General features: G+C 41.0%; 9 protein-coding genes. 5 read left to right on the forward strand and 4 right to left on the reverse strand.

Features of this window, described 5'->3' with window-relative positions; all coding sequences use genetic code 11:
• Positions 1–193 precede the first annotated feature (193 nt).
• Together ACEN82_RS07550 and ACEN82_RS07555 are read left to right on the forward strand one after the other, a co-directional pair.
• Positions 194–1,624 (forward strand): MBOAT family O-acyltransferase, encoded by a 1,431-nt coding sequence (locus ACEN82_RS07550; protein WP_413322141.1) that lies wholly within the window; start codon positions 194–196, stop codon positions 1,622–1,624.
• A gap of 3 nt (positions 1,625–1,627) precedes the next feature.
• Complete coding sequence (locus ACEN82_RS07555) at positions 1,628–2,590, forward strand: hypothetical protein (protein WP_413322140.1); 963 nt, start codon at positions 1,628–1,630, stop codon at positions 2,588–2,590.
• Positions 2,591–2,710: 120 nt separating this feature from the next.
• Here ACEN82_RS07555 and ACEN82_RS07560 read toward each other — a convergent pair whose 3' ends face one another.
• Together ACEN82_RS07560 and fbp are read right to left on the reverse strand one after the other, a co-directional pair.
• Positions 2,711–4,123, reverse strand: a complete 1,413-nt coding sequence (locus ACEN82_RS07560) for a pectate lyase family protein (protein WP_413322139.1) — start codon at positions 4,121–4,123, stop codon at positions 2,711–2,713.
• A gap of 359 nt (positions 4,124–4,482) precedes the next feature.
• Complete coding sequence (gene fbp / locus ACEN82_RS07565) at positions 4,483–5,535, reverse strand: class 1 fructose-bisphosphatase (protein ID WP_090526829.1); 1,053 nt, start codon at positions 5,533–5,535, stop codon at positions 4,483–4,485.
• Positions 5,536–6,036: 501 nt separating this feature from the next.
• Here fbp and ACEN82_RS07570 point away from each other — a divergent pair.
• The 3 genes from ACEN82_RS07570 (at position 6,037) to ACEN82_RS07580 (ending at position 10,928) form a co-directional block, all read left to right on the forward strand.
• Positions 6,037–8,865, forward strand: coding sequence for a TonB-dependent receptor (locus ACEN82_RS07570; protein WP_413322138.1), 2,829 nt, complete (start codon positions 6,037–6,039; stop codon positions 8,863–8,865).
• A gap of 11 nt (positions 8,866–8,876) precedes the next feature.
• Positions 8,877–10,304, forward strand: coding sequence for a hypothetical protein (locus tag ACEN82_RS07575; RefSeq protein ID WP_413322137.1), 1,428 nt, complete (start codon positions 8,877–8,879; stop codon positions 10,302–10,304).
• A gap of 69 nt (positions 10,305–10,373) precedes the next feature.
• Positions 10,374–10,928 (forward strand): histidine phosphatase family protein, encoded by a 555-nt coding sequence (locus tag ACEN82_RS07580; RefSeq protein WP_413322136.1) that lies wholly within the window; start codon positions 10,374–10,376, stop codon positions 10,926–10,928.
• A gap of 38 nt (positions 10,929–10,966) precedes the next feature.
• On the opposite strand, the gene ACEN82_RS07585 is transcribed toward ACEN82_RS07580, so the two are convergent.
• Both ACEN82_RS07585 and ACEN82_RS07590 read right to left on the reverse strand, forming a co-directional pair.
• Positions 10,967–13,507 carry a DUF5686 and carboxypeptidase-like regulatory domain-containing protein gene (locus tag ACEN82_RS07585; RefSeq protein WP_413322135.1) on the reverse strand — a complete coding sequence of 847 codons (2,541 nt, stop codon included), beginning with the start codon at positions 13,505–13,507 and terminating at the stop codon, positions 10,967–10,969.
• A 246-nt stretch (positions 13,508–13,753) separates the two neighbouring features.
• A complete protein-coding gene (locus ACEN82_RS07590; protein WP_413322134.1) occupies positions 13,754–14,182 on the reverse strand; it encodes a PepSY-like domain-containing protein in 429 nt (142 codons plus the stop codon).
• Positions 14,183–14,207: the final 25 nt, after the last annotated feature.

A 14,207-nucleotide genomic window follows, 5' to 3' on the forward strand; every position in this document is an offset into this window, starting at 1 on the left:
TTTTTATCAAATGGTTGGAGAATCAGTTCACTTTGGGGTTACAGTGCATGTATTCCTGAACTTGCAATGTGCTGATCAGATTTTGGCTGTGAAGTTTGTTGCGTGATTTTACAGAATGATTTACGATCGCAGTGTCGCTATTTTATATCATTTTATTTTCAGTTAGGTTTAATTAACCAAAAAGAACCTGGCGATGATATTTAACTCATTTACTTTTCTGCTGTTTTTTCCTGTGGTAACGGCTTTATATTTTCTTGTGCCCCACAAATTTAGGTGGCTGCTGCTGCTTATAGCAAGCTGCTATTTTTATATGTTCTTTAAAGCCATTTATATCCTTATCCTGTTTTTTACAATAATTATCGACTATACCGCGGGCATTTACCTGGAAAAAGTTAATGACCTTAAGAAGAAGAAGCTTTTGTTAATATTAAGTCTTACGGCAAATATTGGCGTACTGGCGGTATTTAAGTATTTCAATTTTTTTAATGCCAATTTATCGGGATTGCTATACTGGATGGGGTACACTAACCCGATTCCGTTTTTACAGATCCTGCTTCCGATAGGGTTGTCATTTCACACTTTTCAGGCCATGAGTTATACTATTGAAGTTTACCGGGGCCATCAAAAGGCCGAACGTCATTTCGGTATTTATGCTTTATACGTAATGTTTTATCCGCAATTAGTTGCAGGCCCAATTGAACGTCCTCAAAACCTGTTACCACAATTTAAAACCGAACATCATTTTAATGCCCTGGATGTTTCTGAAGGGTTAAAACGAATGCTGATCGGTTTTTTTAAAAAGGTTGTTGTTGCCGACAGGTTATCTATATATGTAAAAACTGTTTTTAACAATTATCCTGAACATGGCTCGGCCACAATTGTGCTTGCTTCATTGTTTTTTGCCGTCCAGATCTATTGCGACTTTTCGGGCTACTCGGATATTGCGATAGGCAGTGCCAGGGTGATGGGCTTTAAACTGATGGAAAATTTTAAACGACCTTATTTTGCAAAAAGCATAAGCGAGTTTTGGAGCAGGTGGCATATATCACTTTCTACGTGGTTTAAAGATTATGTGTATATACCCTTAGGAGGCAACCGGGTTAGCAAAGGCCGGTTGTATTTAAATTTATTCACCGTGTTTATGATCAGCGGTTTGTGGCATGGCGCCAATTGGACATTTATTGTTTGGGGCGCTTTACACGGGTTTTACCTCATTTGCGGAATGGCAACGCAGAAGTGGAGGACGGCAACAGCAAGTAAATTAGGGTTAGGCAGCGGAGTATTTGCCAATTTCTTAAATATATCTTTTACAATATTCCTGGTTACTATAAGCTGGATCTTTTTCAGGGCTGTATCATTAGAGCAGGCCTGGGGTTTGTTAAAAGGTGTTTTTATTTATAAACCCGGCTTTTTCATAGGCGAACCTTCTTATTTTCTGTATGACTTGATGGCTATAGCCGCCTTGTTTTTTTACGAAATAAAGCAGGAATATGGCCATCATTCATTACGGTTTCTTCACAATGAAAATTGGGGGATCCGGATGGCTTCCTATTTAGGGTTGGTTTTTATAATCCTGTTGTTTGGCGTTTTTGACGGCGGACAATTCATTTATTTTCAGTTTTAGATTATGAAGCAGTTGAAAGAAAACAGCAATAAGTTTTTTATCAGGTTGCTATTGATGATTGTGGCTTTTGTGGCTGTTGATCAGGCAGCCGGTATGTTCCTTTATTATTTTTTTACACACCAGGTTTCCGGCGAATACGCTGTAGCTAATCACGTTGTGTATAATTTAAATGAAGATGTGTTGGTTTTGGGAAGCTCAAGAGCTTCACATCACTATAACTCATCGCTTATAAAGGATGGTTTACACCTAAGTTGTTTTAATGGCGGCCGGGATGGCGAAGGGCTTTTATATAGTACAGCAATTTTTGAACTGGCATTACAGCACCACGTTCCTAAGGTTGTTGTATTAGATGTAACCAGCGATGTGTTAAGTGAAAAGGAAGATGAAAAGAACAGGCTTTCCATTTTACTGCCTTATTTAAAACAATCGGATGTTATCGGCAATATGATTGAAAAGAAAGACCGGCTGGAGCTAATAAAAAGCCATCTTCAAACATACCGCTACAATGGCCAGGTGGTTTCTATATTTCAGCATTACTTTTTATCATCAGGAAACACTGTCATGGGCTTTAACCCTTTAGATAATAAAATGGACGTCAGCCGGGTTTCAACCCATACATCGCTTAAGCCATATTCAGACAGCATATCGGCCGATAATGTAAATGCACTGGATTTGTTTATAAATGAATGTAAGCGGCAAAAAATTCAATTGTTTGTTTTTGTATCGCCAAGGTATAACGATGATACCCAACAGAATTCCTATTTAAAATTGAAAAGTACTTGTAACAGTAACAAGGTTGTTTTTCACGATTTTACCAACGATGTATATTTTAAAAACCCGGAATACTATTCGGACAGGGCGCATTTAAACGGCAGAGGAGCCGATTTGTATACAGATACTATCGTGGCTTTTATGAAAAAAAGATTAAGCCCTGTAGTTAACGATCAATACCTCAGTAAAAACTAAAATCCGGCATTTCAAAATTCACACAGCACTGTGCCATCAGAAGCCATAAAAAAAGGCCGCCTTATGAAAAATCATAAAGCGGCCTTTTGCTTAACTACTTAAGTTGAATAAATAATTTGATTAATTAACTGTTTTAACACCAGCGCCTGCTGTTACTACTGCCGGAACATTTGCAGCAGCATCAAGCAATGAAGTGTAAGCGTATGACGGTACCCAACTTGATAGAGATGAGGTAATGTCGTTTTTACCGCAATTAGAATAAACGTTAGTTGTTGTACCGCTGAAGTAACCTACAGGGTCGCCATCTAAGTTAGTAGTAAGTGGTTTTTTACAGCCTGAGAAATACTCATTATCTGTTCTTACTGTACCACCGTACCTTGCGCCGATAGAATAACCGTCATTGTTTAAGTGGTAGTTGTTGTACATGTGGATGGTACCGAATACCAAAGTTGGCTCCCTTTCAGACACATTGTACCAGTAGTTGTGGTGCAATGTAACGTGTAGTTTGCCGGTGTTGGCTGTAACAGCATCGCTTGTTACCGAACCAATAAGCAATGACAGGTAGGTGTCATGGAATTTGTTCCATGAAATGGTTACGTAGTCAGAACCTTCGGCAACACCGATGTCTTTACCCCAGTAATCCCAGCCATGGCTGCGGTCTGTTGCAAAATCGCAATGGTCAATCCAAACGTGGTTCGACTGGAATTTAACGTAAACACCGCATTCGGTTACGTAGTTTCTAAACGTAACGTTTTGGATAATGATGTTGCTTACAGTGAACAGGTAAAGGTTAAGGCTTGATAAAACGGCGCCGGTTTTACCGATGATGGTGGTATTTGAACCAACATACACAGGAGTTACGCCTGATCCGCTAATTGTTCCGGAAACATACACAATCTTGGGCGAATTGCCTGCCACCGCAGATTTGAACGCGGCCAATGTGTTTACAGTTACCGTGGTACCGCCTTTACCACCGGTTGTAGTACCGTTAACGGCAGCGTAACCGGTTAATACTGTACTTAAAACGGAGCCCGATGCGGTTGTTGTTGAAGTACTTGTAGCCGGAGCGGTTGTGGTGGTAGTAGTTGTTGTACCGGTAAGGGTGTAAGTGTACTTTCTTCCGTTTGTCAGAGGGCTGCTATTGTCGGAAGTTGAGAAGTACAATCCGGTATCCCAGTGGCTGTAACGACCTTTACCAAGGGTCCTGATGTCACTGTGAACAGAATGAGCCGGACCTAACGCAACACCATTTTCATAAAGTTGGAGTGTTGACGCTGTTGGCTGCGTGTTTGAATCGCCGCTTACCTGAACGGGGCTGAATTTGTAAGCGTAACCTTCATCTAACCGGATTGAAGATGTGGCCATCGTGTAGACGGTGGGGGCTGTTGTTGCCAGGCTTTTGCTGGCGTTTAAATCATTAATTGGAACGGTTACTGGTTGGTCTGCATTTTTGGAGCAACTTCCGATGAGGATAATTGCGCTCAGTGCCAAACTGCCAAAAGTCATTTTTTTTAAAGATTTTGTTTTTTGCATGTTATAATTTTTAATTAAGCCCTCGAAACGTGGTCTTATATTAAAAATTACCGTTAATTTTTTCCTAAAGATATAGACTAAAAGCTTAAATAGTTCAAAAACGCCGATTTCACTATCTATGCGTGTGAAATTATGTGTATTTGTGACACGTATAGTTGTGAAGTATTTCACACTTCATGACATTTGCATGACAATTTTAGTTCGGAAGAAAAAACAATTTTCGTCGATTATTGTCTTACTCCACCTCAAAACTAAGTTTTGCCCAGTATTTTTAACTTGCAATTAAAGCATTAAATTGTGAAAGCAGCTTTACAAAAAGTTGGCGCTTAACGTGGTCACTATCGCGCTTTTCAATATTCTTATTGAATTTTAACTTCTCCTTCAAACGATTTCACAAATAATTTTGGAGAAAATGATGACATAAATTCTTCGGCTTTGAGTACCATATCCATTGAGCCAATAAATATGGAGGATCGCTGGTGTAGTTCCTTTACTTCAATTTCCATAATTCTTTTGTATCCGTCTGATGCTTTGCCGCCGGCTTGCTCAATAATATAAGCCATAGGGTTACACTCGTAAATCAGCCGCAGTTTTCCCTTTTTTGCGCCTGTAGTAGGGGGATAAATAAAAATTCCGCCTTTTATTAAGGTCCGGTGTATATCCGCAACCATCGATCCTGTATACCTGGAAGTATATGGTCGGTTAGTATCCGGATCTTCTACCTGGCAATATTTGATATATTTTTTTACCCCATCCGGAAAATGAATGTAATTGCCTTCGTTTATTGAGTAAATTGTTCCTGCTGCCGGAACAGTCATGTTAGGGTGCGAAAGACAAAACTCACCGATTGAAGGATCAAGGGTAAAGCCATTAACACCCTTGCCTGTGGTATATACAAGCATCGTTGAAGATCCATAAATGACATATCCTGCAGCCACCTGCTCGGTACCAAGCTGTAATACATCTTCGTTTGTGGAATGTTTCCCTGTGTCTGATTTTCGTCTGTAAATAGAAAATATGGTTCCTACGCCTACATTGACATCGATATTGGATGATCCGTCTAAAGGATCAAGTGCAACAACGTAGTTTGCTTCTTTTGAAATATCCGAATCTATAACCAGGTATTCATCATTTTCTTCCGAAACAACTATACAGCATTCCCCGCCGCTTCTTAATGCTGCTATAAACTGCTCATTGGCATAAATGTCCAGCTTTTTTTGTGACTCTCCCTGAATATTGGAGGAGCCAGCATCACCTAAAATATCAACAAGGCCGGCCTTGTTAATTTCCCTGTTTACTATTTTGGCGGCGATCCCAATATCACGAAGTAGCCGAGAAAGCTCGCCTTTGGCATAAGGAAAATCTTTTTGCCGCTCAATAATAAATTGTCCAAGAGTTTTAAATGCCGTCATATTTTTCGATGTTTAATGTGTTTAACCCGGTAGCTTAAAAGAAATTGGTTAACAGAATACTTACCGATTACCAATTATAACATGGTATTTACATATTGCACCCACAATGCTGTTAATTATTTACGCAAACGTTTGCGTTTTTGCTTGGTTAACCAATTTTATGGAAATGTTATTTTTAATTGATAAACAGTCTGTTAGCATAGCTTCGCGTGGTGTATTTTTAAGCTATCGTGTTAATCGGGGATAATCAGCTACCTTGTTTTCGAGGATAGTAGCATCAACAGGTTAGGAGTTGATCCTACCTAAAATAAAAGCCGGATAAGCTGAAAGGACAGCCTTGTTATAGAAGCTGCCCATCTTAATTTGGAGGTAATTAATGCAATTCAGCCTTTTATGTTAAGCATTTATTAAGTTTGGGTTATCTAATAGTTTTAGGCTCTTTTATTCAATTTTTCTCCAGTTTTCAGCGGGTTTCTTTGCGGAAAATTAAACCCGTTGTTCATGAAATACACCTACTTTCTTAACAGGCTATTGTTTTTATTTTCAATATGCCTGCTATTTTCCGTTTCGGCTAATGCCCAAACCATAAGGGGAAAGGTAACCGATACTAAAACCGGCGAACCCCTTACCGGAGCAACAGTTCACTTAACCCAGGATGGGGTTAGCAAATTTGTTGCGGTTAACCTTAATGGCGCTTATAGCTTTAAAAATTTAAAGAATGGGCCATACAAAATACAGGTAAATTATGTTGGTTACGGCCCTTCTAAAGTTAGGGAGGGCAATATTACATCGGTCAATGAAGTCATTACGGTAAACGTGGCCTTGCAGGACGCCGATATGCAGATGACAGAAATACAGGTTAAAGCCCAGACAAACAAAGAATCCGATGGCGCTGTACGCAGTATTGAAAAAAACACACCGATGGTTATCAACGTACTTTCGGCAAATACCATTAAGTTATTGCCCGATGTTACGGTGGCTAACGCTTTGCAGCGTGTTAGCGGTGTAACCATTCAGCGTTCGGCAAGTGGCGAAGGTCGTTACGCTATAATTAGGGGTATGGACCAGCGTTACAACTCAACATTGGTAAACGGTATTAAAATACCAAGCCCGGATGCTCAATACCGGTTTGTGCCTATGGATATATTCCCTTCAGAAATGCTGGAAAGACTTGAAGTGATCAAAGCGCTTACCCCAAGTATGGAAGGCGACGCCATTGGCGGTGTAATGAACCTGGTGATGAAAAGTGCGCCAAGCCAGTTTACTTTCAGCGCTAACGTTTCGGGTGGTTTTTCTACCCTGTTTTCATCAAGCAGGCCATTTGTTGGTTTTAGCGCGTCTCCTAACAGTAAATCTCCGGCAGCAATCAATGGTAACAGCTATGCCGCTACCTATGCCGATTTTAGCAATAAGGCGCTTACAAGCGATAAAAATATTTCAACTCCTTTTAGCTCAACCGCCGGCCTCACTATTGGTGATAGGTTTTTGAATAAAAAATTAGGCGTTATTGTATCTGCAAGTTATCAGAACATATACCGTGGCTCTAACTCAAAGCAGCTTACCCCAAATGCGCAGCCTTCGGCTATCCCGTTGCCAAACTCGCCGCAGTTTTCTGATGCTTATGACCGTACTTATTCAACCCAAACAGAACGCGTAGGTATCCACAACAAAATAGATTACGCGATTAACGACAAAAACAAGATCTCGTTATACAACCTATACATTCATCAAAGCGAATTTGAATCGCGCTTTACTTCTGACACCCTTGGTTTGGGCTTAAACTCAACCGGCTTAAGCAAGCAGATCACCATCTCAAACAGGAGTATGCTAACTAAGCAAAATATCTATAACTCAACCTTGCATGGTGATCACTGGCTTGGCAATGAGTGGCGTTTAAACTGGGACGGAGTATATTCCGAAGCTACCAGGCACCAGCCGGATAGAACCGAGTTTTTTTATGATGCTAATAAAACCCTCAATAACTCAGGAACAGTTACTGCCGAGGTTGACAATAATACCCAGTTAGATCATCATTGGGAAAATAACCGCGATAAAGACATTTCGGGGTATGCTAATCTGATCTATACTCCTAAAATTGCCGGTAAAGATGTTGAGTTTTCTGCAGGTGGTTTATATCGCCATAAAGTGAGGGATGCTGATTATATCACTTATTCATTAACCGGTGGTAAATCAACCTTGTTCAATAATAATTTCGACGCTATCCCTTTTGCATTCAATTCGGCTGCTGATGGTATCGGTGCCAATAACCCCGATCTGCAAAATAACTACCACGTAACGGAAAATGACAATGCCGAATATTTACAGGTTAAGTTTGATCTGTTGCCGAAACTGCAGGTATTAGGCGGTGTGCGAATCGAAAATACCGATTTGACCTACAACACCCAATCGCCCGAAACGGTTACACAAAGAAGCGGTAACATTAAATACACCGATGTATTACCAAGTATCCACTTAAAATACCAGTTAACAGATAATCAAAACATCCGTGCATCGTACTTTGCGGCAATCAGCCGTCCGGGCTTTGGTGAGCAGGTGCCATATAAAGTTACCGGCGAATATTATGACCAGGTAGGTAACCCATATTTAAAGCATATCACTGCCGATAATTACGACGTACGTTATGAGTTTTTCCCTGGCGGTGCCGATCAGTTATTGTTAGGTTCTTTCTACAAAAAGATCTATAATCCAATTGAGTACTTTGTTGTGCGCAATGGCGGTCCGAGTGATCAGGTTATTAAACCACAAAACGATGAGGGTGATGCTACCAACTATGGTTTTGAAGCTTTGGCTACTAAATTCTTTGGTGTGATAGGCTTTTCAATCAACTATACTTATACCCACTCAAGGATAACCACCAACAAATTGCTTTACTCAAAGGATCCTACACTGGGTTTACAGCAAACCAATGTGAATCAAACGCGCCCGCTGCAAGGTCAGGCAGATCATGTGGGTAATGCATCTGTACTGTACAAAAGCGCGAAGTTAGGTTTGGATATGCAACTGGCTTTTGTTTACACCGGCGAGCGTTTGGCGCAGGTATCACCATACTATAACCTCGATTTTTATCAGCATGCCTACAACCAGTTAGATTTTTCTTTCGAAAAAACTATCGCCAAAAGATTTTCTTTCTATGGCAAGGTTAATAATATCACCAACGCGGCCAGCAAAATCTATTTGAAATACCCGCATGGTAGTCTTGATGCAAAGCAGCAGGAGTTTTTAGGCAAACAGGACATTGCAGGTCAAACGCTTGTACAAAGCGACTATTACAAAACCCTATTCCTCGGTGGTTTCAGGTATAAATTATAATAAAAGCAACAATGAAAAAATATATAATCCCAGTTATTTGTATCCTGATGGCCGCCACATTTACCGGTTGCCAGAAATGGAAAGGTGAGCACATGGACATTTATAGCTATACACCGCCGGCTGCAAACCCGGTAAGTGATAAGGCTCCCCTTTCATGCAGCTCAAGCGGTTCAACAGTAATCCCGGTAAAAGGTACCATGCTTACCGGCAAAACATACACCGTTGAAGACGGTTGTGATTTGGTGATCAACCCAACTGATACTTTATTATTGCAGCCTGGCGTTACATTGAATATGGGTGCAGGAAGCAGTCTGATAGCGCTTGGTACCCTGGTGAGTAACGGTTCAAAAAATCAGCCAAACTGGATCACCGTTCCTGGTATTGTGAAAAATGATGCGCCCGGTGGCCTTACTGCTGCTGCCGATCCTGCATACGCTGGTAAATGGAAAGGTATTATTGGTGGACCAACCTGTAATTTATTAGTGCTAAGATGGACACACGTGGAGTATGCAGGCTTAACCGAGGGCAAAGCCACGTCAACCATTGCAGGTTCGGGTACAGGCAACCAATACAGTATCTTATTTGCCAACTATAAAGGCAGCTTCATAATGGAAGATTCCTGGTTATACGGTGGGGTGGATGACCCTGTTAGGATCTCAGCAGGTAAAATAGCTATCTTCAGAAATACCTTTGAAAAAAATGGTGTCAGCGGCGGTGACTGTTTAAATGCCAAAGGTGGTACTGTTGGTACCATGGCCTACAATATGTTTATCGGTACCGCAACCAATGGCCAAAAAGCATCAAATAAAGGTCAGGCAACTGGTGCCCCGCAAACCAATATTGTAATGTATAATAACACCTTTGTTAGCGGTGGTTATCGCCAGGTACAAAGCGGTCGTGGTGGTTGTATCAACTTTGAAGAAGGTGCAGCGGGTATGTATTATAATAACGTAGCTATTAACTGTAAGTTTGGCTATCGTGTGGTAGGCAGCCCGGTTGCCGATGTTGCCCACCTTTCATACGGTAATAACTATCAATGGGCTGATTCATTAAATGTAGCTAACCAGTTTTACCCAACAGGTTATATCACGCAGCCACAAAGCACGGATATCCCATCAATCACAACATCTGCAAAATACCTGCCTTCAAATTATACTTTAGGCTCTATTTATGACGGTAGTGATGTTGTTCAGAAAAACAACCCCATGTTCCTGAACTTCCCGCTTCCAACGGTAGGTCATCCGTTGTACCAATATAACGCCATAGGTAACTTTAACTTCCGTTTGCTGGCCGGCTCGCCGCTTATCGGTAAGGGTAACACTACCATTAAACCGTTAATTACGGTACCGCTTGATAAGGTTTATGGCTTATCTGACGCAACATTACCTGGTACCGATCTTGGTGCATACCAGTTAAATGGTTCAGGAAATCAACACTAAATAATAATATTTACTCTTCAGGAATAGCCGGAATTAATCCGGCTATTCTTTTTTATACGCTCAAAAAAAATGAAAAAGTTTATTTGTATACTTTGCCTATCAGTCATATCGTCGCTAACAGCATTATCGGTCAATGGACAATCAGCTGATTTAAAGATTGTGTTTATCCGTCATGCGGAAAAACCACTTAAAGGGGATAATCTGAACTGCCAGGGAATAAACAGATCGTTAAAATTACCGGCTGTAATAACAGCTAAATTTGGTGTGCCTGACAAAATATTTGTGCCTGGTTTGGGGTTAGGAGAGGCTACCAAACATTCCAGGATGTTTCAAACAATTGTGCCGCTTGCCGCCAAGTACAATTTAACGGTAAACAGCTCCCGCACGGAAAAGGACTCGTTAGGTTTAGCCGCCGATTTAAAAAGTCGTACAGGTGTGATACTCGTAGTATGGAAACATGGGGGTATAGCGACAATTGTACGTTCATTAGGGGTGAAGCAGGATAACCTGAAATGGCCTGATGATGATTATGATAGCATCTGGATTGTCAACTTCAAAAACGGTGAAGCTGTTCTTACCCGCGATAGGGAAAATATCGATCCTGGAAAAGATTGTAATTTTTAATTGTTACTATAAGGTTCCGGCTGTAGCCGGAACTTAGTTTAAAAATCCGGGGCGAAACTAAATTTAACGCCATATTCCGCAGCCCCCGGATGGTCAAGGTAATTAAACCTTTTGATCCCGTCTATCCGCAAAAACTTAAAGATATTACCTATCCCTACTCCGGCTTCTATATAAGGTTTAGTGCCTAAAGCATAAGTGCCATTTGCCCCGTTACCACCTACCGGGAACCGGAACAAGTTAGGTGAATAAAGTGGATTATTTTCGTTGCGCAAGCCGCCGAATAGTATTTTGGCTGATAGAAATTCCCTCCATTTCAGGTGTTTTATCAATGGGAATTTATTCAGCAAAAAGCCGCTGAAGCTATGGGTTAAGTTAATACCCGCATAATGATCGCTTACAAACTCAAGGTAGGTTTGCTGGTTATAGGCATCCTCATCATAGGCGAGTGACTGGTTAGCCGGGGCCAGATTGAGGAGTGGAAATGGCACTTTACCCACTAAATAATTTCCAAGTACAGTAATATCAGTATAACCAAGCTGAGACAGGTAAAACCGTTTGAAAATGCTTGCTTTAACACTGGTGAAATCATATTCACCATTGAACAGGCCTTTAAAGCCATGATTGATCTGCAAATTCATGATCGGGTATTTGCTGTAGATGGTGCGGCGGTATACCGTTCCCTGTAAAATTTGCTCATGCGGTGCATACCTGAAAGCGAGGTTCAACTCGCTGGTAGTAATGTCATGAACCATAGTGTTGGCATCATCATTATATTGAAACACTAATGCCGCGGCGGGGCGCTGGTTCCAGTTTCTAAACGCGAGATCGAACGAAAAATGGTTTTCACAGTCCTTTACATATTCAATTTTAGCGATCTTACTATAAAGCCAGTATATTGTTTTCCCTGTTGAAAACGATGCAAGCGCGGCTTGCTGATTGATAGTAGAAAGGTCCCTCCCCGGTACGTTTACATCATTTAAATAGCTTGCCTTAAGGTAGTCATTAGGGTAGCGGTAAAAAGGTGTTTTATTGAATGAGTAGAAAGTTGCGATATTGTATTTATAAGCCTTATCGCGAGTACCATAGGCGCCAAATCCTTCAAAATAAATTGATTTGCTTAAATCGGTGGTGGTACGTCCGCCAATCTGAAAGCGGGAGCCTTCCTGGCTGTCCCGGGAATAAAATGTGCCAATGGGGCCTATCAGCACCGGCCCCGCCTTGGCATAACCTCCGGTAAACGTAGCTGCAAACCAGGTTGCCCGTTTAAATTGCGGCATTTTTTCTAACCGGGAGATGCGCGGGTACATCTTCGACTGATGATCGGTTAATGTATCCGGCCGGTTACGAGCCCAGTATGAGGTGTCGGGCTTGTCTGCATCGGGAGCTATCTGCAATTCTTTGCCCTCATAAAATGTGGCAGGAAGCGGTTTGCCTGCTATATAGTTAGAGAAGATTACCGTTCGTTCGCCCATTAACCCCAAGCCTTTGTTTTTTAAAATCCCGAAATCGGCTTTAACATCGCTTTTGCTTAAAAAATACCGGCCGTTAGGATTCTGCTCAAAATCAAGCGTGATCTTGAGTGTTCGCATGAAGTTAATATTGATCTGTTTGTTCACATTAAGTTCACAGCCCCGTACGGCATAGTTGCCCGTCATACTTACAAGCAATTTACCTTCAAAAAGCAAGTCGCCTTTGGTACGCGGTGTAAAGCTTAATTCAATCAGTTTTTCCTTAGCAGTTTGTATGGTATCGGTAATAAAAAATTTGTAATAATTAGGAGAGTGATCTGCAATAGGGCTCAGAAACTGGTTGGTGATGATAAAAACATTGTTATCATAAATATCGATTACATTACCGTAAAGGCGGTTCATATAAACATCAAGGCCTGCCGTATCAATAAATTTGAGGATGTTGGCTTCTTTTTGCGCTTTGAGCATACTGATGGATTTAGCCGGATTTTTGCGATAATAGTTTTGATATTGTTTTTCGCTGAGATAAGCGGGGAGCAACACCTGGGTTTGCCCGTTATCTTTTACAGTATCAAGCATAAACTTGTACATCTTAAAGTAACGGCTGTTCATCAGTTTAGCAGGGACGTCGATAAATGACAGATTGATGCGTTCATACTGGTCATATTGCAGGTAATCGGCGCTTTCCATGCGGTTTTGCTTTTTATGGTCAATAACCTGCTGAATGAGCTCGACTGCCGGGTTCCCTTTATTACGGTATCGTTGTTTCTTTCCGGAAACAACCTTAACTTCTTTAAGCTGGGTTTGACTGTCATGTAACCTGATGTGCAGAACGTTTACCTGTCCAGGTTTAATCACTTTTGTAACGGTTTGATAGCCAATATAAGAGAAGGTAACGTGCGTAAAAGCTCCCGGGGCGTTTAACTCAAATTTCCCATCCGGATCTGCAATGGTTCCGTACTTGCCGCCAACAACTTTAACATTAATACCCGGAAGCGGCTGCCCGGATGCGTCATCTATCACTTGTCCTTTAATGCTCGTTATTACCTGAGCTGATGGTTTTTTAACGCTGTCTGGTTGTTGTGCTGTGCTGCACAACGGAAACAACATAAGGATAAGCAATGGAGTTAAAAGATTAGAGAATAGCAGTCTTGTTGAGTTTGACGTTCGGGAATAAATCTCAAAAGAGGATAGCAAATTGTGGTAGATTAAGGGTACAAAAAGTGTTCAGTTTTATTCATATTCCGGGCGTGTGCCCGGAATATGCTTTTCAATTGTTTTAAACGTACAAATTAAATTTGAATTGTTACAAAAGATAGTATTATTTTAAGATTAACAGGATTGTGACGGCTATATTTAATCAATTTTAATAAACTTTCCTTTTTCGTCAAATAGCAGATCTTTCCCTTTTATTTCTGCCCCAAACATTTTTTTGCCGGCTGCATTGGTTACACGCCCGGCTTCTTTAATTTTTGTGCCTTTATAATTTGTTTTAACGTATTCAATAACGGCAAGAGGCAGTTGGTTAACCGATATGGCATCCACCTCTTCCACAAAGTCGCCTTTGGGGGTAAAAGTTACCGAAATATCCTCACCAGATTTGCCTCCCCAGTTGGCTTCATAATTTCCTTTCTCCTTTTCCCAGGTTACTTTGGTTGCATTTGGATATTTTTTGGCGAGGCTTTGTTTCACAGCTGCTGGTACTTCTAATGCGTTGGCTGCTTTTGCTGCAATTCCGATACTGAACAGGCAGGCAGTTGCGGATAATAAAATGGCCTTTTTCATAGGTGCTTTTATTTTGATTTACACT

The sequence above is a fragment of the Mucilaginibacter sp. Mucisp73 genome, assembly GCF_059491465.1.

Bases quoted from the DNA above. Each gene is read 5' to 3' on its own strand.
- ACEN82_RS07550 (WP_413322141.1), top strand. From the start codon at position 194: ATGATATTTAACTCATTTACTTTTCTGCTGTTTTTTCCTGTGGTAACG.
- ACEN82_RS07575 (WP_413322137.1), top strand. From the start codon at position 8,877: ATGAAAAAATATATAATCCCAGTTATTTGTATCCTGATGGCCGCCACA.
- ACEN82_RS07580 (WP_413322136.1), top strand. From the start codon at position 10,374: ATGAAAAAGTTTATTTGTATACTTTGCCTATCAGTCATATCGTCGCTA.
- ACEN82_RS07590 (WP_413322134.1), bottom strand. From the start codon at position 14,182: ATGAAAAAGGCCATTTTATTATCCGCAACTGCCTGCCTGTTCAGTATC.
- ACEN82_RS07570 (WP_413322138.1), top strand. From the start codon at position 6,037: ATGAAATACACCTACTTTCTTAACAGGCTATTGTTTTTATTTTCAATA.
- ACEN82_RS07560 (WP_413322139.1), bottom strand. From the start codon at position 4,123: ATGCAAAAAACAAAATCTTTAAAAAAAATGACTTTTGGCAGTTTGGCA.
- fbp (WP_090526829.1), bottom strand. From the start codon at position 5,535: ATGACGGCATTTAAAACTCTTGGACAATTTATTATTGAGCGGCAAAAA.
- ACEN82_RS07555 (WP_413322140.1), top strand. From the start codon at position 1,628: ATGAAGCAGTTGAAAGAAAACAGCAATAAGTTTTTTATCAGGTTGCTA.
- ACEN82_RS07585 (WP_413322135.1), bottom strand. From the start codon at position 13,507: ATGTTGTTTCCGTTGTGCAGCACAGCACAACAACCAGACAGCGTTAAA.